The sequence below is a fragment of the Undibacterium sp. SXout7W genome, assembly GCF_049339385.1.
In the GTDB taxonomy this organism is placed as follows: Bacteria; Pseudomonadota; Gammaproteobacteria; order Burkholderiales; family Burkholderiaceae_D; genus Undibacterium.
The window spans coordinates 80,897-104,590 of sequence record NZ_JBMPPF010000005.1; the positions used below are offsets into that span (position 1 = coordinate 80,897).

General features: G+C 43.4%; 23 protein-coding genes. 11 read left to right on the forward strand and 12 right to left on the reverse strand.

Going from position 1 to position 23,694, the window contains the following annotated elements; translation table 11 throughout:
- The first annotated feature begins 13 nt into the window (after positions 1-13).
- The 8 genes from ACO0LB_RS06870 (at position 14) to ACO0LB_RS06905 (ending at position 7,280) form a co-directional block, all read left to right on the forward strand.
- Positions 14-445, forward strand: a complete 432-nt coding sequence (locus ACO0LB_RS06870; RefSeq protein ID WP_423047807.1) for a transcriptional regulator — start codon at positions 14-16, stop codon at positions 443-445.
- Between the two features lie 86 nt (positions 446-531).
- The gene (locus tag ACO0LB_RS06875; RefSeq protein WP_423047810.1) at positions 532-678 is read left to right on the forward strand and encodes a hypothetical protein; all 147 of its coding nucleotides are present in this window, start codon (positions 532-534) and stop codon (positions 676-678) included.
- A 140-nt stretch (positions 679-818) separates the two neighbouring features.
- Positions 819-1,778, forward strand: coding sequence for a DUF932 domain-containing protein (locus ACO0LB_RS06880; protein ID WP_423047812.1), 960 nt, complete (start codon positions 819-821; stop codon positions 1,776-1,778).
- Between the two features lie 117 nt (positions 1,779-1,895).
- Positions 1,896-2,900 carry a YqaJ viral recombinase family protein gene (locus tag ACO0LB_RS06885; RefSeq protein ID WP_423047814.1) on the forward strand — a complete coding sequence of 335 codons (1,005 nt, stop codon included), beginning with the start codon at positions 1,896-1,898 and terminating at the stop codon, positions 2,898-2,900.
- 99 nt (positions 2,901-2,999) lie between these two features.
- Positions 3,000-3,899 carry a hydrolase or metal-binding protein gene (locus tag ACO0LB_RS06890; protein WP_423047816.1) on the forward strand — a complete coding sequence of 300 codons (900 nt, stop codon included), beginning with the start codon at positions 3,000-3,002 and terminating at the stop codon, positions 3,897-3,899.
- A gap of 255 nt (positions 3,900-4,154) precedes the next feature.
- Positions 4,155-5,873 (forward strand): DUF262 domain-containing protein, encoded by a 1,719-nt coding sequence (locus ACO0LB_RS06895; protein ID WP_423047818.1) that lies wholly within the window; start codon positions 4,155-4,157, stop codon positions 5,871-5,873.
- 151 nt (positions 5,874-6,024) lie between these two features.
- The gene (locus ACO0LB_RS06900; protein WP_423047820.1) at positions 6,025-6,246 is read left to right on the forward strand and encodes a hypothetical protein; all 222 of its coding nucleotides are present in this window, start codon (positions 6,025-6,027) and stop codon (positions 6,244-6,246) included.
- A gap of 11 nt (positions 6,247-6,257) precedes the next feature.
- On the forward strand, positions 6,258-7,280 hold the full coding sequence (locus tag ACO0LB_RS06905; protein WP_423047821.1) for a restriction endonuclease: 1,023 nt from the start codon (positions 6,258-6,260) through the stop codon (positions 7,278-7,280).
- Positions 7,281-7,328: 48 nt separating this feature from the next.
- Here ACO0LB_RS06905 and ACO0LB_RS06910 read toward each other — a convergent pair whose 3' ends face one another.
- The 10 genes from ACO0LB_RS06910 to wrbA form a co-directional block, all read right to left on the reverse strand.
- A complete protein-coding gene (locus ACO0LB_RS06910) occupies positions 7,329-8,552 on the reverse strand; it encodes a hypothetical protein (RefSeq protein WP_423047823.1) in 1,224 nt (407 codons plus the stop codon).
- Positions 8,553-8,942: 390 nt separating this feature from the next.
- Positions 8,943-11,513 (reverse strand): phage/plasmid primase, P4 family, encoded by a 2,571-nt coding sequence (locus ACO0LB_RS06915; protein WP_423047825.1) that lies wholly within the window; start codon positions 11,511-11,513, stop codon positions 8,943-8,945.
- Between the two features lie 81 nt (positions 11,514-11,594).
- Positions 11,595-11,795 carry a hypothetical protein gene (locus ACO0LB_RS06920; RefSeq protein ID WP_423047827.1) on the reverse strand — a complete coding sequence of 67 codons (201 nt, stop codon included), beginning with the start codon at positions 11,793-11,795 and terminating at the stop codon, positions 11,595-11,597.
- Positions 11,796-11,990: 195 nt separating this feature from the next.
- Positions 11,991-12,272: a helix-turn-helix domain-containing protein gene (locus ACO0LB_RS06925; protein WP_423047829.1), complete on the reverse strand. Its 282-nt coding sequence runs from the start codon at positions 12,270-12,272 to the stop codon at positions 11,991-11,993.
- A gap of 107 nt (positions 12,273-12,379) precedes the next feature.
- Entirely contained in the window at positions 12,380-13,141 is a 762-nt protein-coding gene (locus tag ACO0LB_RS06930) for a DUF6387 family protein (protein WP_423047831.1), read from the reverse strand.
- 27 nt (positions 13,142-13,168) lie between these two features.
- Positions 13,169-14,509, reverse strand: a complete 1,341-nt coding sequence (locus ACO0LB_RS06935) for a tyrosine-type recombinase/integrase (RefSeq protein WP_423047833.1) — start codon at positions 14,507-14,509, stop codon at positions 13,169-13,171.
- 277 nt (positions 14,510-14,786) lie between these two features.
- Positions 14,787-15,230, reverse strand: coding sequence for a DUF4124 domain-containing protein (locus tag ACO0LB_RS06940; RefSeq protein WP_423047835.1), 444 nt, complete (start codon positions 15,228-15,230; stop codon positions 14,787-14,789).
- 25 nt (positions 15,231-15,255) lie between these two features.
- The gene (locus ACO0LB_RS06945) at positions 15,256-16,662 is read right to left on the reverse strand and encodes an FAD-binding oxidoreductase (RefSeq protein WP_423047837.1); all 1,407 of its coding nucleotides are present in this window, start codon (positions 16,660-16,662) and stop codon (positions 15,256-15,258) included.
- Positions 16,655-17,050, reverse strand: a complete 396-nt coding sequence (locus ACO0LB_RS06950; RefSeq protein WP_423047839.1) for a DUF2069 domain-containing protein — start codon at positions 17,048-17,050, stop codon at positions 16,655-16,657. The genes ACO0LB_RS06945 and ACO0LB_RS06950 overlap by 8 nt, the downstream gene beginning before the upstream one ends.
- Positions 17,037-17,648: an NAD(P)H:quinone oxidoreductase gene (wrbA, locus tag ACO0LB_RS06955; RefSeq protein ID WP_423047841.1), complete on the reverse strand. Its 612-nt coding sequence runs from the start codon at positions 17,646-17,648 to the stop codon at positions 17,037-17,039. The genes ACO0LB_RS06950 and wrbA overlap by 14 nt, the downstream gene beginning before the upstream one ends.
- A 71-nt stretch (positions 17,649-17,719) precedes the next feature.
- Here wrbA and ACO0LB_RS06960 point away from each other — a divergent pair, with 71 nt between their 5' ends.
- Both ACO0LB_RS06960 and ACO0LB_RS06965 read left to right on the forward strand, forming a co-directional pair.
- Positions 17,720-18,979: a YihY family inner membrane protein gene (locus ACO0LB_RS06960; protein WP_423047843.1), complete on the forward strand. Its 1,260-nt coding sequence runs from the start codon at positions 17,720-17,722 to the stop codon at positions 18,977-18,979.
- A 26-nt stretch (positions 18,980-19,005) separates the two neighbouring features.
- Positions 19,006-20,031 carry a GNAT family N-acetyltransferase gene (locus ACO0LB_RS06965; protein ID WP_423047845.1) on the forward strand — a complete coding sequence of 342 codons (1,026 nt, stop codon included), beginning with the start codon at positions 19,006-19,008 and terminating at the stop codon, positions 20,029-20,031.
- A 73-nt stretch (positions 20,032-20,104) separates the two neighbouring features.
- Here ACO0LB_RS06965 and ACO0LB_RS06970 read toward each other — a convergent pair whose 3' ends face one another.
- Together ACO0LB_RS06970 and ACO0LB_RS06975 are read right to left on the reverse strand one after the other, a co-directional pair.
- A complete protein-coding gene (locus tag ACO0LB_RS06970) occupies positions 20,105-21,520 on the reverse strand; it encodes an undecaprenyl-phosphate glucose phosphotransferase (RefSeq protein WP_423047847.1) in 1,416 nt (471 codons plus the stop codon).
- A gap of 65 nt (positions 21,521-21,585) precedes the next feature.
- Positions 21,586-22,506: a glycosyltransferase gene (locus tag ACO0LB_RS06975; RefSeq protein WP_423047849.1), complete on the reverse strand. Its 921-nt coding sequence runs from the start codon at positions 22,504-22,506 to the stop codon at positions 21,586-21,588.
- 276 nt (positions 22,507-22,782) lie between these two features.
- Between ACO0LB_RS06975 and ACO0LB_RS06980 the strand changes: the two genes are divergently transcribed.
- Positions 22,783-23,685, forward strand: a complete 903-nt coding sequence (locus ACO0LB_RS06980) for an SLBB domain-containing protein (protein ID WP_423047851.1) — start codon at positions 22,783-22,785, stop codon at positions 23,683-23,685.
- Positions 23,686-23,694 lie beyond the last annotated feature (9 nt).

A 23,694-nucleotide genomic window follows, 5' to 3' on the forward strand; every position in this document is an offset into this window, starting at 1 on the left:
TCAAACTTGGCGCATGCCACGACTATTTGATGAAAAACAAGCTTTTGCCTTGCGCCTCAAGCAGGCGCTTAAGCGCAGCAAGAAAAAAGTTGAGACTCCATTGGAACTCTCTATACAATTCAATCTGCGTCATCAAACACCAGTTACACCGCAAGCTGCACAGAAGTGGCTTACTGGGCTGTCGCAGCCAACGCCAGATAAAATCGAAACACTTGCTCAATGGTTGAATGTGTCTGCACAATGGTTAAGGTTCGGTATAGCGGAGAAACCTCCCGCTCAGCCTGCAAAAGTATTATCGTTAAAGAATGCGACAAACCGTGACGCATTCAGTCCTGAAGAAATTCAGTTAATGCTGCGCATTCGGACGCTTTCTGAGCATCAACGCTTTTTAGTTACGGAGACAATCGCACAATTCGCACTCCATCAGGAAATGTGGCAAGACTAAGATCTTGCTAGCAGTAAATATGCTACCTTCAAATTGGTATAAGTAGGTTGAAGTAAAAACCCAACCACTTTTTGAAGGAGAAAGAAATGCACCCATCTTTAATCAGTTTCTTGCTGGTTTTGGCAGTAGAGGCCATCACAGTCGTTGCAAACTACCTCAAAGACTGTCTCATGCAAAACATGGGACGCAGTGAAGGTAGTTTTAGGAAAAACGACGATGGTGACTTTGCCTGAGTCGGTCAAACTTACCAATTACTCTCCCGCATAGCGATTCATCCAGCAATCGCACACATCCCTGAATAATCCAATTTAGCCACGTCACTGCATAGCATGCAGTCGTGTTGGCACGCCTGTACACAAGCAAAGGAAACCCTATGGCACACCTCATAGAAACAATGGCCTATGTCGCCGAAAAGCCTTGGCATGGCCTTGGCAATCAACTCACTGCTAACCAGTCGATAGAAGTCTGGGCAAAACAAGCAGGTATGAACTTCGATATAAAGGAAACGCCTGTTCGCTTTATGACTGAAAGTGCTGGAAGTCTTGGCGCAATCATGTCCTTCCCAGATCAGAAGGTGCTGTATCGCTCGGATACCAGAGTTGCGCTGTCAGTCGTTTCAAACCGATATCAGGTAGTACAGCCAATGGAAATTCTGGAGTTTTACCGAGACCTCACAGAAATATCCGGTTTTGAGCTGGAGACTGCCGGTGTGTTAAAAGGTGGACGCAAGATATGGGCGCTGGCGAAAACTAATCAGTCTACTACGCTGAAAGGCAATGACCAGGTCAACGGCTATCTGTTGCTGGCAACTGCCTGTGATGGGACGCTGGCAACCACTGCCCAATTCACCAGTATCAGGGTTGTATGCAACAACACCCTTGCAGTTGCACTTGCCAATGGTAATGGCGCAGTCAAGGTGCCACACAGCACCAGCTTTGACCCGCAAGCAGTTAAGCGTCAACTCGGTGTCTCTGTTTCGTCATGGGATGGCTTCATGTACCGCATGAAAGTCCTGTCTGAGCGCAAAGTGAAATCCCATGAATCCATGAATTACTTTCTGCGGGTATTTAATGACCCAAACCTATCTACAGCCAATATCAGCAATGAAAGGGCGATGAAGAAGGTACAAGAGCTGTTTGAAGGTCAAGGAAAAGGTTCAGAACTGGCCTCTGCCAAGGGAACAGCATTCGGTCTGTTGAATGCAGTAACAGAGTACGTTGACCACGAAAGACGGGCTCGCAGCGACGATCACAGACTTGAATCAGCATGGTTTGGTGCAGGTGCAAGCCTGAAACAAAAAGCCTTGGATCAAGCCCTGCTGATGGTGGCCTAGTAGTCCTAGCAAATAACAAGTGTCTTTCTGCGTTATGGGCACAAGAAACTGATAACGCAAACCAAATTAACCCGGCATCGCTTAGGCATGTCGGGTTTTTCATTTTAAGGAGGCATCATGATTATCGCAAATGTGGATAGCAGTCCTGTACAGCGGCCAGCGTTGCGCCTGGTCAAAACCAATGACCTGTCAAGGGATGACTGGCTGGACGTGCGCAAGAGAGGAATTGGCAGTAGTGATGCAGGCACTGCCGTTGGTTTGAACCCTTATCAGTCACCGTTGGAATTGTGGATGATTAAAACTGGCCGTGACAGCAATCTACCAAAAATTGACGCAAACGATGAAGCCAGCCCTATGTACTGGGGAACGCTGCTTGAGCCTATCGTTGCTGCACACTACACGAGACGCACAGGCAACCGGATCCGCAAGATCAACGCTGTATTGCAGCACCCGGACAAAGACAAGGCTTGGATGCTTGCAAATATCGACCGTGAAGTCATGGGTGCAAGAGACGTGCAGATACTGGAATGCAAAACCGCTGGTGAGTTTGGCGCAAAGCTGTGGCGGGACGGTGTGCCTGAATACGTCGTCTGCCAGGTGCAGCATCAATTGGCTGTCACAGGGAAAGCCGCTGCTGATGTTTGTGTTTTGGTGTGCGGTCAGGAAATACGCATACACAGAATCGACAGAGACGATGCCCTGATAGCCCGACTGATAGAACTCGAAAGGCAATTCTGGCATTACGTTGAAGCTGACATACCACCGCCTGCCGATGGTTCAGAGTCTGCTGAATTGGCATTGCGCTGTCTGTATCCAAAAGATTCTGGGATCACGATTGACTTGACCAGTGACAGAGCAATGTCTTCTGCCTTCGCAGATCTGGTGTCAGTCCGTGAGCAAATCGCCGCTCATGAAAAGGTCGAAGCCGAGCTTAAGCAACGCATACAGCAACGTATGGCAGAAGCAAGCAAAGCCCTCTTTGAGACTGGTGCTGTGACATGGCGAAGGGCGAAGGATAGCCTGGTCTTAGATATTCCTACGCTCTTGCAGGAGCAGCCTGAGTTGCTGGAGCAGTACCCACTGACCAAGCCAGGCAGTCGCCGCTTTCTTATAACCGCTTGAACAAACACATTCCAATCAATAGCCCAGATCAACTGGGCTCTCATATTCGCCTGCCTATAGATAACCCAAGGCAGGTATTGCCATTAAAGGAGCATCGCCATGATTAAAGGTTTAGCCATTACCCCACCTGTATTGGGGCGCATTTCAATTGGCCGTGTAGTCGAAAAGAACGGCAAGCGGCTGCCAGAGAAAGATGACCAGTTCACCATCACGTCACAAGTCCAGAACAGAGATGGTTGGGTATTGCACCCCTTGGACGAAGAACTGCGTAAAGGAGCAGCCAATAACAAACTCCGCTCCATCCCTATAAATGTGCTATTCAATGATCCAGACCTCAATCTTAGAGCAGATTACAGTTTGTTTGACAAAAAGAATGGTCGCCCTTTGTGCGTCGGCGACGGGGACGTTTGCAGGCGCTTTACGGCATCTGGCATTGAGACAGCAACTTGCCCATCCCCTGATAACTGCGAGCTTGCCAAAGGCGGTTGCAAGCCCTATGCAAGGCTCAATGTGTCTATCGGGGATTCTGATGAATTGGGTAGCTTTGTTTTCCGCACTACAGGATTTAACAGTATCCGCAGTTTGGCAGCACGGCTGGCCTATTACCAGGCTGTATCTGGAAATCTGCTGTCATGCCTTCCACTTGAATTGCGCTTGCGGGGAAAAAGCACGACGCAGAGCCACAGATCAGCTATCTACTATGTTGATATCACAGTGCGGGAGGGCTTGACACTTGCAGCGGCCATTTCCCATGCAAGGCAGACTGATGAAATGCGCAAGGCGGTTGGATATGACCAGAGTGCATTGGATATTGCTGCCAGAAATGGGTTTGCTAATGGCGCATTTGAAGAAAGTGATGACGAGATTGCAGATGTTGTTGACGAGTTCTTTACAGAAACTAAGGGAGATGAAAAACCTTTGTTGGCACCAACGACTAAGCCTAGTTTGTTGGAAAAACTAAATCTAAAGGCTGGCAGCCAATTAGACGCAGCAGTATGATGAAAATTGTATAGTTCTTACCGGTGTCATTGCCTAGATAATCAAAGTCTGATTGCTATTTGTAGGTCGGCTGCTAGCACCTAAATTCATTTTCTTGGAATAACCGAAAAAGGCGTGCTATCGCCCTCCTGTAGTTGGGGGGATTTAGCATATAAAAAAATCTAATTGCACGCTCAATGCTTGCAGATGTGGCACTCGATACATTAATATCAAATTGTAAAATTTATACTCCTTTGATAACTTGATATCCACAATATGAAAATAGAAGCAAACGACAAAGAAATTCAAGACATTTTTTCGCTTGGGTATTTTCAGATTCCCCGATTTCAGCGCCCATATTCCTGGGAGCGTGATGAAGTCGAGAAATTTTGGAACGATGTCGTTAATGACAATGCTGAAAATTATTTCATAGGCTCCATGGTTGTCTACCAGGCCAAAAAACCGTATTTCGGTATTGTTGATGGTCAGCAGCGGCTGACGACAATTACGTTAATCCTTGCCGCTATTCGTAATTCATTTATTTCAATTGGGGAGACAAATTTAGCAAAAGGGGTGCATCAGTACATTGAAAAACCGAATATCGACAATCAAGAAGAATTTGTATTAAACGCAGAAACTTCGTACCCATATCTACAAGATCATATTCAAAATTTTATTGGAACCGGCGTAGATTGGGACGTAGGTGTTGAAGAATTAAATTTGAAAACAGCATTTGAGTTGATTAATCATAAACTTTCTTTGCTAGCACCGGTTGCAATGATAAGTCCCTCATCTCAAGCGGATTTAGCTTTTGACTTTACCGATGAAACTGTACAAAAATTAAAAGCGTTGCGTGACAAGGTACTGTCTTTGAAATTAGTATTTATTCAGCTGGATAACGAGGATGATGCCTATTTGATCTTTGAGACTTTGAATGCACGAGGACGAGACCTGAAAAGCTCTGACTTGGTGAAAAATCTCCTCCTGAAAAAAATAAAAGCGGCGAATATCAAACTTGACTCTGCTAAAGAGTCATGGAATTTATTAATAAAAAGATTCGACGATATAAATGGCGCAGAAACTCTAGATGTCTTTTTGCTGCATTATTGGCTTTCAGCACATGGCTATACCACGGATCAAAAGCTGTTCTCCGAGATTTCTGTATATGTATCAGTAAAAGAGGGGAACGCAGAATTGTTGATGAAGCGTTTAAATGAAGTTGCCCCGATTTATTGCCGTGCCCTTGATCCTGAGAATGCCACGTGGACAAAAGAGGAGGCTGAAGTCAAGCAATCGTTGCTGGTCTTAAACTCATTTAAGGTAAAACAACAATCTTCAATGGTCTTGGCTTTATTGAGAGCGTATTACGATAAAAAATTGTCGTTAAAAAATTTAAAGACGACGTTGAAAAAAATAGAATTCTTTCACTTTGTTTTCAATGCAGTAACTTCTCAAAGATCGTCAGGATCGATTGCAACAATGTATTCAACGTTTGCGATCAAACTTTCTGACTCCAACGGCAATGATGAGATCCAGAGCATACTTAATGGACTGTTCTCTATGTTAGCCAGCAAGCTTCCTTCGTATGAAGAGTTTGAGGTTAAATTTTTAACACTAACTTATCTCGCAAATCGCACGAAGCATAAAAATGTTATTAAATATTCACTTTCCAGGCAATTAGGTGAACAGATAAATGGGCTAAAGATAAATCTTGATAATTTAACAATTGAACATTTACTTCCTGAGTCATTTATCAAGAAGGGTACCTCTGAAGATGTCGTCGGGAATATTGGTAATCTATTGTTGGTTGAGTCTAAGACGAATTCAGATCGTTTAAAAGACAAGGAGCCATCAGAGAAAATTAAATTCCTGAAGGAAATTAATTACCCTGTTAAAAAAGCGCTTGTGAATAATTCAGAATGGTCTGAATTGGAAATTCGGGAGCGTTCCAAAGAAATTGCTAAAGTATTGTACCAGTTAGTTAAAATTGGATAATTGGCTGTCAGAATTTTATGAAAATTATCATCCTCAGTGATAACGAACATATTGACAAATGCCAGCTCAAATCTCTTGTTTTTTAGTAATGCCACATTTTCGCCTTTGTACTTCTTGCGGATAAATAGTTATTAAAAATGAGGAGATTGAATTGGAAGAATCTGAATACGATGCTAACCGGCGAATCGATAAGGCCTATATCAGCCCCAGTCTCCCAGACTTTCATGACAAGGCAGTAAAAGTCAGGATCGCATCTAAAGCATTTCAGTCGCCAGACGACTATGTGTTTGGCACGATCAAAGGTGAGGTCGTTCTAATGCACGCAGAGGGCACAAAAAAATATATCAAAGCAAAATTTCTGGAAGATATGTAATAGGGGGACTAATGGGAGCGATGAGATTAAGAGCCGGCGAGTTTGTTGTACTCATTAGTGAGGCCGCTGGTTTCAAAACAGGCATTGCTCTAAATGGTAACCAACTCGCAGAATTATTTGAGTCAGAATCATCTGCGATAGAACCATTCCTATTACCTGAAGATCAATGGTTCCGTATTCGGGCTGAAGATATAGACGAGACTTTTGCTCAGGTTTTATACAAACTAGGAAATATAAATAGTCCGTCAACTATTCCTTCTTGGGTACGATTACTCCACAAGTATCAAGGCAACGCAGAGCTTTTAGCAATGTATATGGCAATCTCTAAATTGTTCTCTGAAGAGATTGAACTGATGATAGATAGTGCATCCGAATCCGAGAATAAAGCTTTCGATCCAACCGGATTTTTTCGAAAGGCTGCTGCGCTGTATGGTCAAGATGGGTTGCAAATGGCATTTGAGATTATTACGGGACGTGCCGAGGATCAGCACAGAAATCTCTCGGAATTTCGCCGTGTTGAATGGGAGAACACCATTGAACTTGAAGATTTGTTCTCAGCCGAATCTCTTGAGGCTTCATATGGAAAATTTTTAGATCAGCGATATATTGACTATTTGCACAGAAACCAAGACAGATTAGGTCATATGAACTGGCGAAAATTTGAGGGGCTAACAGCAGAATTTTTTGACCGCCAGGGATACAAAGTAGAGATAGGGGCTGGGCGCAATGATGGGGGGATTGATGTTCGTGTATGGAAAGAGAATATCTCCCCAGAAGACCCTCCACTTATATTGATCCAGTGTAAAAGATATAAAGAGAAGATCGACAAAACCGTGGTGAAGACGCTTTGGGCAGATATGCAATGGGAAAAAGCAAGCTCAGGGTTAATCGTAACTACATCGGCTTTGTCACCCGGCGCAAAAAAGGATTGTGTTGCAAGAGGTTACAATATCCATCAGGCAGACAGGTTCGTCATTTCTAATTGGCTAGATCAGTTAAAAACACCGGGCACTGGAATTTTCATGGGCAATTAAATTCCTGATTTACTTAATGCTCGTTTGCGAAATTGTAAGCTGACGACCTTATTCCATCTTCTTTTGTTCGGACATTATGAAAATTTTAGAGGCACTCGTTATATCTTTGGCATTGAATGCATCAGTTTGGTTTATCAAGTCTTTTCTAATATCGTCAAAGATGGAAAGTTCACACTGTTGACCAATATTGTTCTTGGTGTTCAATAACAAATTTAGTAAAGCGAGCCTTCTACTTTCAGGAATCTTGTTCCAAACGCTTGGTGTTATACACCACTGATCCGTGCCGTTAATCATCCACGACTCAATCATTGACAGAATTAAGAGCGCATGCTTTGTCCAATAAGCTACATATTCATTAACTTGTTTAAAGTTTGAACTGTGACTACAGAAAATGATCAAAGTTTTTTCAGGTTGAGGAACAACACACATCAAGAGAGGGACGTTCCTTTCGATCCCGTTTTCCTCTACAAAAAAAGAAGCTGATCCAGCAAGCGCAACGGGAATCATAATATCAACCTCCGTAGCCATTATATAAATCTCAGAATCGTCTTTTGGGAATACAGCTTTCTCAATTGACGGCAACAGTAAATTTTCTAAATGAGCTGCCTGTTCCCGAATTGATTTCACACGCTTGCTTGCTTGATCTGTTAAGGGGTCGTTTTGGAATCGCATAGATGCGAAACCTAAATCGATAGCCGACCTGTGTTGCTTAATTCTTTCCCGAAGTATGCGCAATAGTCCTTCCTCACGAGCTTGGCGGTATTCATTTACTGTCCAATCAAATTGCTCAATTACAAAATTTAGACGAAATAATTCTCTGCATGCGGTACGGTAAGTTTGTAGGTAAACGTGTGCTTCAGTATCTATAATCTTCTTGCTTTCAAAGTCTTTAAACAACAACTCGTGATCTGTGCAAAAACCTGGGAAAGTCGTTGCTTCGGAAATCCCCGTTTTCTTGAGTCGCAAAGTATTTGTTTTGTGAGAAAAATCTGGAACTAGCACATGCGAATTTTCACTTATAACCGTTAATGCCATTCCCTTAGGTATTGTATGCGACCGTCCTATGCTTAGGTTATGACAAGTGGGGACCATGCAGCGTCTTGCTGTTGACCAGTTTTTCAAACTTCTATGCACACTGCCAAATTCTCTCCTTGCACGCTCTGACTCATTTTTGAAAATAATCCGACTGTTTGCTTCATATTCGCCAACTACGGTGTCGAAAATTTTCCTGATTATTTCCAGTTCCTCTTTGGTTGGCTTCTCTTTGTTCATGGATATCACTCTTTTTCTGTGATGCCGTCAGCTTCCGTTTTCCGGTGCAAATGCGACTGCGCAAATAACCTTGTTAAGTCTTGTCCCCAATGCATAACATATACAGTGTGCGCTTCACTTTGATCTCATTCATCACACACTTGATAAACCTTCAGCAAGCTAAGGCACTTCATGCAAAAAAGTGTGAGATGTGAGCATAAAGTCAAAGAGACCAATGCATCAAAATCTGGTTCTGGCAAATCATAATGTTGAGGGTCTTGAGCTGAAATAATTTATATGTAAGAACATCCCACACCTCACACTTTTCTAGCCAAACAGCCATATTCTTCTATAGGTTTTTGTGGTGTGGGGTGAATTAATCAAGCCACACCATCTAACACTACCTCACACTTACACTACATACGCAGGACATTTGGCAACAGGTTGGATTACAGCAGCTGGCGGTTCATCAACAAACTCAGCCCCACCTACGTCCAGTTGCCAAATATTTGAAAATCCATCCAATGGTTCTACTTTCCAATAGTCTTTGCCCGATGAACGGCTTTTTTCATACTTCAGCGACCCCATACGTTTACCAAAATTGATGCTGCTATGTGCTTTGAAGCCGTTGTTCTTGCACCACTGGTTATAGGCAGGATAAATCTGGTTTGGACGCAAGCCACGCTTATCACTACGAATTATGCATTCTTCCGTGAATATTTGGATAGGATCGGATTCATTTTTATAAATCATGGACTCGGCTAATGACGATTTCGGAATAATGAAAGCCCCCCTTTGACGCAAGCGTTGTAGTCCATCAAGTGCCCAACGTAAAATGCCTGGCAGTTCTTGAGTCAAGGTCGCTGTCAAATTTGGATCAATTTCATTTCCGGTAAATTGTCTGTTGAATTTCAGTATAACCAGTCGCCGAAAAAAGCCATCTGATAAGTCTAGTAATCTGGGCAAGTGGTTAGTTGCACAAATCAGACGAACGAATGGCGTGAAGGAAAATGGGTCTTTGAATTTCCTTTCTGCTTCAATGTCATCACCAGACACGATCTGCTTAAGGTAACCATCTGAGACGGTGGCGTTTGCAGACATTTCAGAAGAGATATTCACAAGTTTGTTCTCCAGTTCTGCCCTGGAATGCTTGTCACCTAGTCGTTCTATATGTGCGTTACTAATATTTTCTTTACCGATCAACTTGGTGAAAATATTTAATAAAACAGATTTTCCATTGCCACCTTCGCCAACCATCAACACCCATTTATGCTGTGAGTTATCGGGAACTAAGCAATAGCCTAAAAATTCTTGGATAAAGCAAACTTTTTCGTCCACATCTGAATCTTGTGCGAAAATTTCACGAACAAATTCCTGCCAGCGTGGGCATTGACTATTGGCATCCCAATCGACATTGACTTTTGTACGCAACAGATGCGTGGGACTATGCGCTTCAAGCGAAAAGTTTGTTGTATTGTAGGTTCCGTTGCGCATGCAGATCAATGTCCTGTCTGGTTGTGCGGTCTGTTCCCTTTCTGAGAAAAAATCCTTTAGAAGTATCAAGTTCTCATTGATGACTTTGGGATGTGCGGTAATACCCAAAAATTCGGCCATTTTTCGCCTGATATCATTCTGTATGTCCAAGCGTGGCCAATATCCATTTTCATATGCATAGAACTCCCCGTTAATAAAAATCAGTCCATTTGGGTAGTGTTTTGCGGTAAACGCAGCTATTCCAGGCGGCATATTGTTTATGCGCTTTACTTGAGTTTCTGAGTTTTGCTGATGGCTACCTTCAGGATTTATTGTGGCTTCATCTGCCATCGTAAAAGGCATCCATAATCCGTTACCAATTCTCGTGATGTCTGCTTGTGTCCAACCATCTGCTTCAGCATCTGCCAGGTCATAGCCTTTCGCAAGTGGCTCATCATTTTTCTGAAAGTGATTTTTGGATATGGTAGCGATCACCTTAGCCCCGACATCCTTCAATAGTGCTGAAACACGATTTTGATAGAAATCGCCTGCTTCATCATTATCAGGAGCAAAGTATATTTCTCGACCAGCGAATGGGCTAAAGTCAGTTTTCTCAGGCGACTTTGCTCCGTTCATTGTGGTTACAGCCACAAAGTCTAGGAAAAGTCTTTGTGCAGCATCTGCCGCCTTCTCGCCCTCGACAAAAAGAACTGGTGCGCCCGGTCTTGCGGCCAGGCGATCGAGTCCGTAGGCCGGACGTGGCGAAGCCGGGGCCAGCAATTGCCAAGACTTATGGCCAGTGCTATCAATGCAGTAGGACAGTGGGCGAAATTCTTTGCCCGAGACTGTTTCAAATCGATTTACATAGAATAGGGTTTTGCCTTCGGCATTTTTATACTCCCAAATATCGCTTGGAGTTCCCAGGTCTTTGCCAAAAAATTTTGGGCGCTCTTTCGCATCTTCTGGAATTGGAAAGATATGGGTGTATTCTGAGTGTGTTTTCTTTTTTTTGATTAGCTTCGAGTTCGTTTCGATACGGTTTTTCTGGGCTAATGGCTCGATTCCGGCAATGAATTCTAGAATTTTCACTGCTGCTTCAGGTTGAGAATCCAGATTATTTACATATTTCACGAAGCTGACGACATCGCCACCTTTGTCTTCAGTTGCGAAGTCAGCCCAGATACCTTTTTCTATATCGATTCCGAATGAGCCCGGGTTGACGTCATTCCTCGTCGGATTTAGTGCAACGTACCTTTGACCACGTAGCTCTCCATCTGGCAAGATGGATTCAAGAATCTCGTGAATACATTCAAGTGCTAAAGCATTGGTTTCTTCAAAGTTTACCCGCTTAGTTGCACGAAATTCAGCAAGAAGCCTTTCCGCTAAACTTGTCGTGGGATTTGTCTTGGAAAGCGAAGCTGAAGTGCTTGACAACGATGTCAATATCGCTTGAATTGATGGTGGTATGCTATGATTGTCTGGCGGTGCTGGATTAAAATAAGAGTTCATTAAATTGTTCTTTCATGGTTTATTTTGGCTCGTTAGAAATTAGCGGTTTCTGCGAGCGTGATTTTTGCTGCGGTATTGCAGTTATTGCTTAAATGGTGGACGAAGTGTGTTTAATTTAAAGCCGCTTTGCTTCGCTACTAATCGAGCTTTTTCTAGATTGGGTATGACTCCATTTCGAGTCCATTTTCCAATCGTGCTGGGTGACACACGCAAGCTGCTAGCTGCAATCTTGGTGCCTCCCATATTGAATATTGCCTTCCTAATTACTTCTTGATTCTTCATAATTTCGATCCTTTTAAGGTAAAAGAGCGTGAATTTTTCCTCACCGCTTTAATTTATGTTAACCTCCGTTTTTGGTGTTTTTGAGTCTTTAAAAAAATTTTAAAGACCGACACTGAACGTTCCTTTCTCTCAATGTCGAGAGCAGGTTTTTGTTTTGACCTAGTCCAATTGATGTTTTCCATTGCGCCCGGTTGTTTAACTTTCGTCCGCAGTTACTTGATCGAATGCATGAATTAGATTGGCCTCTATCAGATCGTCTAGATCTGCCTTTTTATACATAGCTTTCCTGCCAATTTTGACGAATTGAATTGGAACTCTTCGATTACAGGCCCATTGAGCAAGTGTTTGCGTGGCTATACCCAAATATCGTGCAGCCTCCTTCCTGCAAAGAAGCGGGCTCACGATGCTTGATAATGGAGTATTGAGAGATGGGGCGTTGAAGGTATTGCTTGAAATGGTGAGCATAATTTTCTCCATCTACCGGGAAATACCGGCGTGGAGCAAATTATTGCAAAATCGATTTTATTGTTTGGGGCAAAAATGTAGCAAAGAATTTTGCCCCTTTGATTTTATTGTGGAAAATATTAATTTTGGGCATTGTCCAAGATGTCGCAAATCTCATCCTGAAATATTTGATCTATTTGTTGGCGTAAATTTTTTATTCGGTTATGGTCCTGATTTGCCTTCGACAGCACTTGGTCGTCAACGTCAATCATGGCTATGATTCTTGTCCAAATTACTCGTTTATCCGTGATTGCCTCAAATAACAACAAATCTTTGCACTGCAAAACTTTGTTTTTGTACCATATTTTTGTTTTATTGCGATGGTCATCGCTTGGCGTAGTGGAGTGCATCTTTCTGTATTTTTTGAGCCAGATTGCAAAATCCCTTTTTATATCTTCGCTAGATGCGTGTAAATTAACCATTACATGAGCATATTGGCTCAAAGGATAGTTTTCTGATTTTTGTAACTGAAGATCGGCGATAGTTTTCTCATCGACTTCTATTTCTATTGAATTGGCTAAAAATCGCAGTCGTTTGGTCGATATGGAATTAACAGTCTTGGTATTGGTTTCGCTTTCGACCGAAAGAATGCGTTTCGTGAATCCAAGGGGTGTTAGAGGATCTTTCTTTATCTTGTCGAATTGTTCCAGGCAATACTGCCTAAAGTATTCATAGTCCGACGTATGTGGATTTTTACTGCTATTGATTGCGTGAGTTAGCATGACACGATCTCGGATAAGCGTGCTCCAAGTCGCTAAACTTGCCGACTCCAGAGGGTGATAGTTCTCAAGATCAAACCATTCGAGGTCTTGGTCTGTCGCGTCGGAAAATTTAGCTGTCATGAATAGTCTTTTGCGTTTAGGGTTAGCTTAAGCTTCAGCCTTCACTGTATAAGTCTGCAACATGGTATCCAACATTGCTTTGGTGGCAGTCTGCATGGCATTTTTTACAGGATCAGCCTGAAGGCGGGCGTAAATTTCTGTTGCTTGTGCACTATTATGGCCCAGCATTTTTCCAATGATAGGCAAGCTTGTTCCTGACATTGCTGCCCAACTAGCCAATGAGCGCCTTAAATCGTGCATGCGCAAATCCTCAATACCTGCTTGCGCAAGCAATTGCTTCCACCGTTTTTTAGGAGGCGTCATGTGTCCAGATGCGCTTTTTGCAGGAAAAACAAATGGGCTGTCAGAATTCATAGTCTTTTTACGTTCTGATAAGACTTCCAAGGCAAACCCTGTAAGCGGTATTGTCATCTGTGTGCCATTTTTTGAGACTTCTTTCTGAATTGTCAGTATTGATGCGTCATAGTTAATATCAGCCCAGCGCATTCCCAGTACGTTGGATTGGCGACATGCGGTAAACAGGGACAACAACACAAAATGTTTAAAATCAATGTCTGTCAAAGCATTCAGTGCGTTTAAGAGCTTTGGGATTTCTGCTGATGCGAGAAAACGGTCTCTGCTATTCTCCGGGAATTTCTCAACTCTAGCGCATGGATTTTCGCCTTTGTATTGCTCCCAAGTGATGACCTTGTTATATATGGCAGAAATGATAGAGAGAACGCGATTTGCGGTTCGTTTCCCAATTTCTTGCTTGATAGAGGCCATTAATCCCCGAATATCGGTTTGACTTATGTTGGAAAGTGGACGGTTTTCCCAATTGACGGAACCCTGGGCTTTAGATTTCGCTTTGCCTCTTGGCTTTCTTGGGTCTGTACTCGCCTTGCCTAAATAGCGGCAGAAGTCATCCTTGATGCGCAAATGACTTGCTTTTCCCTGTACTAACAGGTGTTTGGCGTAATATTCTTGAAATGCACCGCCAAGGGTCAATTCTTCCCTGATTACACGGCGTCGTTCATTTGCAGTTGCTAAAGGGTCTTCGCCACGATCAAGGGCGGCATTCACAGCATCGCACAATTTTCTGGCCATGCCGACATTCAGACCGGCTGAATTTCCAATCATTGTGAGATGGTCTTGATTTGCGGGGAAAGTTCTAGAGTCTGGAATGCTTGCGTCAAATCTGCCCAACACGATTCTTTTGGGTTTGCCGTTGACCTTTCGGTACACTTGGAACGATTTTGTGCCGCTGGCTAAAATATCGAGTCGTAGTCCCCTTGACTGTTGGTCGCTGAAATAAATCCTTTGCTGGGATGTTGGTGGTTCAATTGAATTGAGTGTTGCTTTTGTAAAGTTGATTCTATTATTTGTCATTTTCGTTCTACCGTTGTGCTACCGAATGGGAATACTCCGAAATAATTGGAGTAACAACAGAGTAGAGTTGGGAGATGGAAAATTCAATAAAATCAAAGGGTTGGGATATAACAAGCAATCTGCATATATCATTGAATATTGGTGGAACCCGTACCTTCTAAGCTCGGGGTCGCACGTTCGATTCGTGCTGGACAGGCCACTTCGTATTTCTCCTCATATCTCACTTCCAATGCAATGCTAGTGCTTAATCATTTTCTTGGTTGAAATAGCATTATGTTTATTTGCAGAAAAACTCAGCTTTTTCTTTTGCTCTTTTCAGCTTTGTACGTGCTTGACTTTGTGTCTTTGGTGATGCGTTCTCAAGATTTTCCGCTGCCCACTTGACTTGCATTTGCAGATAATCACATTTCTCCTTTTTCTTTTCTGCTTTTAACGTGATTTGTTTTACTTCTTTTTCGTATTTTACTTCTTCTTTGTGACGCTTATCTGTCAGCTGCTTTGACTCTGCTTTATCTTTTTTTAATTGTTCTGCAATTTTGCCATAGCCAGGATTGCTGTTGTTCTCGACGCTGAATTGTCGTTGAGTTTCCTTGCTGCCAGTTTTGCAGGCAGTTTGGCTATAACTTATTTTCCCATTTTCCTCACATTGATATATTTCTGCATGCGCGATGGGTGCTATCGCCATGGCTAGTACAAAGCTATGAGTGAGAAACTGATTCATGATGTATCTTTTCTTAAAGATATGCTTAGATAAGTTTGCCGGGGTTCATTAAGTTTCCAGGGTCCAGTGCGTGCTTTAGTGTGCGCATTAAATCCAATTCAATTGCGGATTTATAGCGTTTGATTTCATCGCGTTTTAATGCGCCTAATCCATGTTCAGCAGAAATGGAGCCATGAAAACGATGTACGTTGTCATGTACGATACGGTTAATGGCAGTTTGATGTTCAAGAAATTGTATGTCGCTCATGTCGGTCGGTGGCGAGACGTTGTAATGCAAATTGCCGTCGCCCATATGTCCGAAACAGACTATTCTGCAGCCATTAAAATCTCTTTGTAGCAGATCATCTGTGTCTGCGATAAATGCCGGAATCTGAGAGACTGGTACGGATATATCGTGTTTGATATTTTTGCCTTCTGTTGCCTGCGCTGCAGAAATGTTCTCTCTTAAACTCCATAGTGCGCTTGCCTGCGCCAGCGATGTCGCGATCACGGCATCGTTGATGTAATTTTTTTCTAATGCAGATTTCAGCACTTGTTCCATTAACTTTGCTGCGTGATCTTCGGACTCGTGATCAGATAATTCAAGTAATACATATTGAGCATCTGGTGATGCAAAAGGGGAGGTGCATTGAGTGAAATGTTTGGAGACCAGTTGCAGGCAAGCGTGCGACATTAATTCGAAACATGTCAGCGTTGATCCTAATTTTTCTTGTGTGAGTGAGAGTAGTTGAAGTGCAGCATCCGGAGTGCTTAGGCTGACAAACGCAGTGATTTTTGCTTTGGGTTCAGGGTAGAGTTTTAATACTGCAGCAGTAATGATGCCAAGTGTACCTTCCGCGCCGATAAACAAATCTCGTAAGTCGTATCCAGTGTTGTCTTTGCGCAATCCTCGTAATCCATCCCATATATCACCGCTTGCTGTGACAACTTCAATACCAAGGCATAACTCACGTGCATTGCCGTAACGCAATACGGCTGTTCCTCCGGCGTTAGTTGATAAGTTGCCGCCAACAGTACAGCTTCCTTCAGACGCAAGCGACAGCGGGTATAAGCGATTCGCGTTTGATGCTGCCTGCTGTACCTGCTGAAGCAGGCAGCCAGCTTCTACTGTAATGGTATTGTTGGCATGGTCAATGTCGCGTACAAGATTTAATCTGCGTAATGACATCAGAACGGCATTGCCTGATGAGTCTGGTATGCTACCTAAAACCAAGCCAGTATTTCCCCCTTGCGGAACGATAGGCACAGCAAATTGTTTACAGAGACGTACGAGTGCAGCGACCTCTGACGTTGATGCTGGCAGCAGAACCGCTAATGCTTTGCCAGATGCCCGTTGTCGCCAATCAGTGAGAAACGTGCTGATATCCTCTGAGAGTGTCAGAACGTATTGTTCACCAATAAGGTGTCTGCATGATTCAAGGAATTCATTCATGTTGCAGGGCTTTTATTCGCGCTTTGGCAGCCTTTTTGATTGGTGCCAGGTAAAGAATGACGCCTAGAAAGTAACTAAGCGATAAGCCGGTTTCTATCCATCCCATGAACGAAGAGATAGGAAGTCTATCACTCGCACCACGTACAACACCTTCGATGAAATACAACCAGATCAACATGGAAGACCATTGCAACGTGTAATTGTCTTTTCTTATGATTCCACGTAAGGGGAGCAGCAAGGGTATTGCTTTCAATGCCATCCACGAGCCTCCTGGCCGTAACGGAGCGATCAACACTTCCCAGCATAGACAGAGCGCAATCAACGCAATCAGGCTGATGCAAGCCATTAGATGGTAGTGGGTATTATGTGTCGAGTTATCTTGTTGCATGTAATTTTTGTGCTGTCTGAGCAAGTCTTTTACCTAATTCGAAGGCTAATTTTTTGCTGTCTTCCGATATTGTTTGTCGCCCGTCAACACCGGACCAGTGCGTTGCTCCATAGGGGCTCCCCCCGGTTGACGTTGTCATTAATTCTGGGTGCGAATAAGGAAGACCCATCAACAACATGCCGTGGTGCATCAGAGGGAGCATCATGCTGAGTAATGTCGATTCCTGACCGCCGTGCATGCTACCGGTTGAGGTGAAAACACATGCAGGTTTTCCGATTAATGTACCTGATAGCCAGTCCGCGGCGGTGCCATCCAGAAAATATTTCATGGCTGCGGCCATATTACCAAAGCGGGTGGGTGAGCCCAGTGCTAAGCCGGCGCAATCTGCAAGGTCTGATAATTCCACATAAGGTGGCCCGTCTTCTGGAATTTCCGGTTCTGATGCTGTGATATTGCTGGAGATTGCCGGAACGGTGCGCAAACGTGCATCGCAGCCTGCAACAGCCTCTATTCCTTGTGCAATATGTTCGGCCAGTTTTTTTGTATTACCGTGACGTGAGTAATATAAAACGAGAATAGTGACTTGGTTTGTATTCATGATCGATATTATATGAGGCTTTCTGACGGCACTCTCGTAAAATAGAGGTTCTTCTATTTTAGATTTAATTTATGCGTGTGCTGTCGTGGAAACAAATACGGAATCTGTTCAAGTTTGCATTGCAACGTTTGAAAGAAGGCAAATTGCCACAAGTGGCAGGTAGCCTGACGTTTACAACGGTGTTGGCATTGGTTCCTATCCTGACAGTTGCACTAGCCATTTTCACGGCTTTCCCTTTATTTAATACTTTTCGGACTTCACTGGAAGCGTATTTTATTCAAAACTTGATGCCGAAAGGCATTTCTAACACCATACTTGGTTACCTGACTCAGTTTGCGACCAAGGCGACGCGCTTGTCCGCCGTTGGTGGTGGTGCATTGATGGTCACTGCTGTAGCGACGATGGCAATGATAGATCGTTCGTTTAATCAGATATGGCATGTCAAACGTTCCAGGCCTGTGTTACAGAGAATATTGGTTTATTGGGCGATCGTGACTCTTGGGCCATTGTTGGTTGGCGCTTCTATTTCTATTACTTCGTATTTATTTACCGCAACTAGCGGTGTAGTGGGATCTGTACCTTTCATCGGTGTGGTTTTTTACACGTCGATTTCACTGATGTTTACAACTTCTGCTTTTACGCTTTTGTATCTGGCCGTGCCAAATCGCACGATTGATTGGCGTGACGCTGCATGGGGAGGCGTTTTTGCGGCAATAGCGTTTGAAGTTGCCAAGCGTTTTTTTGCAATTTTTGTGACGCATTTTCCGACGTATACGATCGTATATGGTGCATTAGCTGCTGTGCCTATTTTTCTGGTCTGGATTTATCTGTCCTGGCTGATTACCTTATTGGGGGCTGTGATTGCAGCCTCTTTGCCTGTGATTAAGTATGAGCGTTGGTGGCATGTCCCGCGGCCGGGGAGTGAATTTGAAGATTCCGTTCATGTGTTGGGCGTTATGATTGAGGCTCGGACTTCAAGTGACGGAGGGGCTGTCAGCGTTGCTGCGATCAGAAATAAGACTCTGTTTGGTTTTGACGAAATTGATGGACTGCTGGAGCGTATGGCTGATGCAGGCTGGGTTGCACGTGTTCTGGTCAGTGATCGCCAACCAGCATTTACTAGTGCGTGGTGGAAAAAAAATAACGAAGGAGAGGAGTATTGGACGCTGATTGCCAATCCCTGTTTATTGATGCTGGCTGATGTGTATCGTTTATTTGTGTTTGATGCAAAGAAAGGGGATCGTTTATCGCTTATGGTTGACAGGGTGATAGGAAACGGCCTTCAAGAGTCTTTGCAGGATAATTTTTTCAGGATGAGAGACGGCAAATGAAATTCAGTCTGATTCATGCGAACGAGTTGGATGATTCTTTGCGTACAAGATGGCGGGAAATCGCCTGCATGTCTGCCATATATGATAGTCCGTATTACCAGCCTGAATATTCTCTGATCGCAGCGCAGTGCAGGGAGGAGAGTCGGTTACTGGTGTGCGAAGATGGAAGCCGTATTGTTGGTTTTTTACCTTTTCATCGACGCAATAATTTTCAGGCTGACGCTGTCGGTCAGTTTTTATCTGATTATCAAGGTCCTGTACATATTCCTGATTTTCAGTGGCCCTTAACAGATATGTTACGCGCCATGAAAGTTCGGCACTATGGTTTCAACCATATGCCGCTTCAACAAAAGATATTTTCGGCGCATGCGTGGACAGAAAGTCGTTCGCTACTGATGAATTTATCCGGAGGATTTGATGCTTATAGCCAAGATTTAACAGAACGCCGGGATGCATCGCTATTGAAAAAAACAAAAACGAATGAACGCAAACTGCAAAAAAAAGTGGGGTCTCTTCGTTTTGTGATGCATGACACGAGCGAGAAAAGTTATTTAGCGTTATTGCATGGTAAGTCTGAGCAATTTATTCGGACCGTCGGCGCCGACCATGATATTTTTGCGATGGCTTGGGTGCGACAAATGCTCAATGAAATCAGAAGATTGCAGGCACCTCATTTTGCCGGTATGTTGTCTACATTGTATGCAGGGGACGAATTGATCGCGGCACACTTTGGCATGCGTTCTCATAATACCCTGCATTACTGGTTTCCCTGGTACAGCACTACTTTTGCTGAGTATTCTCCAGGTTTGATTTTATTGGCGCAATGCGGCCAGGCAGCGCATGAGTATGGAATCACTAAAATTGATCTTGGTCGCGGGGAGCAAGCGTATAAGATGCGTTTTGCCAATGATGCGATTCCTCTTTGCGAAGGCGCAATTTCTTCGCCATCTATTTTAAGTTCAGCGCAGTCATTTTTGTTTCGATCTAAGCAGAGTATCAAAGTTTCTGCAATTGGTCGCTGTATGAAGAAGATTAAACAAGGCATAAAATAATTTATGTCTTATGACCTTTTAAACCTGTTAAGCCTATTGGTCAGCTTATTCGCTGACCGATGTGTCAGACAGTTTAATAGGCATTTTTATCTCCAAATAACACTTTCACAGTGCGCCAGATAATGACAATATCCAGCCAGACGGACCAGTTGCGCAGATAATAAAGATCGTAATCTATCCTTGCTTGCATTTTTTCCAGAGTTTCCGTTTCTCCTCTTAGTCCGTTAACCTGTGCCCATCCTGTAATGCCTGGTTTGATTTTATGCCGGAACATGTAACCATTGACTAGTTTTCTATAGAGTTCATTGTGCTCTACAGCATGTGGGCGAGGCCCTACTAAACTCATGTCGCCTTTAAGAACATTGAATAACTGAGGCAGTTCATCCAAAGATGTTTTTCTTAAAAAGCGACCAAATTTGGTAATTCGCGGATCACCTGCTTTTGCTTGTATCACAGGGCCAGAATGTTTGTCTTGTTTCATGCTCCGAAATTTATAAACATTGATTGGCTTACCTGCAATGCCATATCTTTTTTGTTTGAAAAAAATGGAACCGGGCGAACTTAATTTGACACCCAATGCAACGATAAGCATGACGGGAGACAAAAGAATCAAGCCTGCAGTGGCGCCAATCAAGTCCAATATTCTTTTTGGTAACGCTGCCAGTCCGATGAAAGGCGTTTCGGTTGATGCGAGTACGGGCTTGCCTGCTAATTCGCGCAACTGAATACCCGGCATGCCAAAAATCAGTGATTCAGGAACGAAGTAGGTAGTTGCTGTGCTGTCATACAAAATGGAGATAATTTCTGCTAATTCAGGCGGCTCTTTTGTATTGAGCCCAATAAACACGACATCAACATTCACGCGACCAGTCAGCGGGTCGACGATCCAGTTTGCTGCATCGCTTAACTCACCGAGTTTATTCAAATTGCTTGGTGGGCGAGAGTCACTCCTGTTGTCAAAAAATCCGATGACATCAATGGCTGCCAGAGGACTCATACGAAGAGAGTCAATCATTTCGGCACAGGCTGAGTTAGACCAAATTAATACCGCTTTACGGCGGCGCGAAGGTTTTGAATAATAAATAATCGCCATCCTTCGTATAACAAAGGCGGTCAGCATCAGATTAAATGGCGTTACAAGTAGCCAGATAAGCATGACCTGTCGGGACAATTGTTCTGATTCTTTATCTACATATGCCGTTAGTAATACCACCATGAAAACAATAAACCAGCGTCCGGTCAAAGTCGGGAATAGTGCAAATATCCGTTTTTTTTGCAGTGAATTTAAAAGCTCATGACTGGAAAAAACGATGATGCTGGTCAAAAATGCGATCAGCATCCTGACGCCAAAAGCATCTGCATTGGCCTTTTCAGAATAGACGATGATCAAGAACAGCGTGAAATATACAATGGCGCCAAAGGCGATGCCTGTCAGTACGGCCAGTAATTGTGCTGGCCTGGAGGCATTGTCAGGTGACGAATTAAACATGGAAGCCGATATAAAAAGAATGATTGAGCAAAAGACTCATGAGCGGTGCGGCAGGTTTATGCATCTTATTTGGCTTTTTTAAAAAAAAGCTTTTTTATTTGAGATAATTGCCATGTTTGCAGATACTGTCGGAATTCTGGGTTGTCATAACGAGGTGCTTGTTTTATCGCAGCACCAAGATAGCCAGCAAAAATCAATATTCCGCCAATAATCAGCGGCTTCTCTCTCATTCGGAATATGCTTGATGCCAATGCATACAGTGGGTGGTAGCCCATAAACCAGATGCCACGCCCCCAGCGTAAGCGCCCACGGTAAACATTTTTATCAGAAGACCCCATGAGGCGGTGATGCATTAAAACTGCGTCAGTATGATAAAAACTTGCTGTTCTCCAGCCTTTCATACGCGCAGTGTGAATGTCGATGCCATCCCATAACACTTCCTCGACAAAGCCGCCAATTTGTTCAAATGCAGTTCTTCTGTATAGTTTGAATTGTCCTGCGACATGCTCATCAATAATATATTCCTCAACTCTTTCGCCATTTTCCTCGCGAAATACTTTGCCCGAGACCGCAGCAAGTTTTTTATCTTTTTGAAATTGCTCGAACATCAGTTCCAGGTATCGAGGGCCAAACGACATGTCTCCGTCAAGTTTGGCGATGTATTGATAATCCTGATGAAGAATTTGTGTCAGGCCAAACTTAAATGCGGCAACTACTCCGCCCCCCACTTTTCTGAAACCACGGTCCGGACGTTGAACCAGTCTGATAAAAGGATATTTTTCTGCGTAAGCTCTGACAATGTCGGCAGTTCCATCTTTGGAACCGTCATCGACTATGATCCACTCTATTGGTTTTACTGTCTGACTGACCATGGAATCTAATGTCAGTTGAATCAGATCGGCCTCATCACGAACAGGTGCAATAATCACGAGAGGAACTATGTTGTCAGCAATAGCGATATCTTTGCTTAAAGTGGAGTTGGTCATATTTATGATGGGGGATGTGATGATGGCACTTTCTCATATATAGACGAATGTTAACTTAGCTTTTATGGACAAACAAATAAATAAAAGTTAATTATTGTTATCAGGGTGTAATCAGAGTAGGGGATTATGTTTGGTTTTTGTCTCTATGACAAAAATTTGCAACTATTTTTACTATTGCAAGATAAAATGAAACTTATTCCTCAAACAGATAACTCATAGATGGATTTTTCGCTATTTCTTCGTCTTTATAGGACGCATGCTCTCGCCTCATTGTGTATGGTGCTATTGACGTTTTTTTGTGCTGATACAGCATTCGCACAAATAGAGTTAAGCGAACCTGCCACCAGTTTTAAACTGGACACAACTTTATCTCCATTGCCGATCGACAATAAAGTACAGCAAACCGGGAGTGCGGAAGCTCAGAGCAATGTTACTGAGCCTACAAGTGACTTGATAGGTGAAGGTGATCAGTTGCTGATTACGGTGTTTGGTCAGCCAGATCTGACAGCAGACATCACTGTGGGTGAGAGTGGCGTCATTACTTTGCCGTTGGTCGGTAGTATGGAAGTGAAAGGGAAATCTCCGGTGGAGGTGGCTGCTTTGTTTTCCAGAAAGCTTGAGCAGGGACAGTATTTGGTCAGTGCGAAAGTGTCAGTGAAACTTGTGCAGCAATTAAGCCGTAATTTTTCTGTGATGGGTGAAGTACTTCGTCCTGGTCGCTTTCCTATACTAGGTCAGATGAGTGTTCTGGATGCGTTAAGCATGGCGGGTGGAATTTCTCCAAGGGCAGAGAAGACTGTAAAAATTTTGCGACGCGGTTCTTCATCTGAAAAAAATGAGTTGATTGAGTATATTTCTACGAAACTGGATCTGGAAGCCGCCAAATTAAATAATCAACTCGCACAAAAAATTCTACCCAACGATATTATTTTTGTGGCGACACAAAAGAATTTTTATGTGTATGGCGAAGTCAGAAAGCCGGGAATGTATCCAATGGAAGACGAACTTAATGTCATGCGTGTGTTATCGATTGGCGGTGGCGTAACGGAGCGTGGATCTTTAAGACGCATCAGCATCTACAGAAAAATCGAAGGTAAAGAATTGAAAGAGATTTCTGCAGGGATCGGTGATGTGATTCTGCCAGGAGATGTTGTGTTTGTTAATGAACGTATTTTTTAGAGTGTACAG

What these genes read in the sequence shown, in the direction of transcription:
- ACO0LB_RS06870 (WP_423047807.1), top strand. Translation starts at nt 14, where the DNA reads ATGCCACGACTATTTGATGAAAAACAAGCTTTTGCCTTGCGCCTCAAG.
- ACO0LB_RS06875 (WP_423047810.1), top strand. Translation starts at nt 532, where the DNA reads ATGCACCCATCTTTAATCAGTTTCTTGCTGGTTTTGGCAGTAGAGGCC.
- ACO0LB_RS06880 (WP_423047812.1), top strand. Translation starts at nt 819, where the DNA reads ATGGCACACCTCATAGAAACAATGGCCTATGTCGCCGAAAAGCCTTGG.
- ACO0LB_RS06885 (WP_423047814.1), top strand. Translation starts at nt 1,896, where the DNA reads ATGATTATCGCAAATGTGGATAGCAGTCCTGTACAGCGGCCAGCGTTG.
- ACO0LB_RS06890 (WP_423047816.1), top strand. Translation starts at nt 3,000, where the DNA reads ATGATTAAAGGTTTAGCCATTACCCCACCTGTATTGGGGCGCATTTCA.
- ACO0LB_RS06895 (WP_423047818.1), top strand. Translation starts at nt 4,155, where the DNA reads ATGAAAATAGAAGCAAACGACAAAGAAATTCAAGACATTTTTTCGCTT.
- ACO0LB_RS06905 (WP_423047821.1), top strand. Translation starts at nt 6,258, where the DNA reads ATGGGAGCGATGAGATTAAGAGCCGGCGAGTTTGTTGTACTCATTAGT.
- ACO0LB_RS06910 (WP_423047823.1), bottom strand. Translation starts at nt 8,552, where the DNA reads ATGAACAAAGAGAAGCCAACCAAAGAGGAACTGGAAATAATCAGGAAA.
- ACO0LB_RS06915 (WP_423047825.1), bottom strand. Translation starts at nt 11,513, where the DNA reads ATGAACTCTTATTTTAATCCAGCACCGCCAGACAATCATAGCATACCA.
- ACO0LB_RS06920 (WP_423047827.1), bottom strand. Translation starts at nt 11,795, where the DNA reads ATGAAGAATCAAGAAGTAATTAGGAAGGCAATATTCAATATGGGAGGC.
- ACO0LB_RS06925 (WP_423047829.1), bottom strand. Translation starts at nt 12,272, where the DNA reads ATGGAGAAAATTATGCTCACCATTTCAAGCAATACCTTCAACGCCCCA.
- ACO0LB_RS06930 (WP_423047831.1), bottom strand. Translation starts at nt 13,141, where the DNA reads ATGACAGCTAAATTTTCCGACGCGACAGACCAAGACCTCGAATGGTTT.
- ACO0LB_RS06935 (WP_423047833.1), bottom strand. Translation starts at nt 14,509, where the DNA reads ATGACAAATAATAGAATCAACTTTACAAAAGCAACACTCAATTCAATT.
- ACO0LB_RS06940 (WP_423047835.1), bottom strand. Translation starts at nt 15,230, where the DNA reads ATGAATCAGTTTCTCACTCATAGCTTTGTACTAGCCATGGCGATAGCA.
- ACO0LB_RS06945 (WP_423047837.1), bottom strand. Translation starts at nt 16,662, where the DNA reads ATGAATGAATTCCTTGAATCATGCAGACACCTTATTGGTGAACAATAC.
- ACO0LB_RS06950 (WP_423047839.1), bottom strand. Translation starts at nt 17,050, where the DNA reads ATGCAACAAGATAACTCGACACATAATACCCACTACCATCTAATGGCT.
- wrbA (WP_423047841.1), bottom strand. Translation starts at nt 17,648, where the DNA reads ATGAATACAAACCAAGTCACTATTCTCGTTTTATATTACTCACGTCAC.
- ACO0LB_RS06960 (WP_423047843.1), top strand. Translation starts at nt 17,720, where the DNA reads ATGCGTGTGCTGTCGTGGAAACAAATACGGAATCTGTTCAAGTTTGCA.
- ACO0LB_RS06970 (WP_423047847.1), bottom strand. Translation starts at nt 21,520, where the DNA reads ATGTTTAATTCGTCACCTGACAATGCCTCCAGGCCAGCACAATTACTG.
- ACO0LB_RS06975 (WP_423047849.1), bottom strand. Translation starts at nt 22,506, where the DNA reads ATGACCAACTCCACTTTAAGCAAAGATATCGCTATTGCTGACAACATA.
- ACO0LB_RS06980 (WP_423047851.1), top strand. Translation starts at nt 22,783, where the DNA reads ATGGTGCTATTGACGTTTTTTTGTGCTGATACAGCATTCGCACAAATA.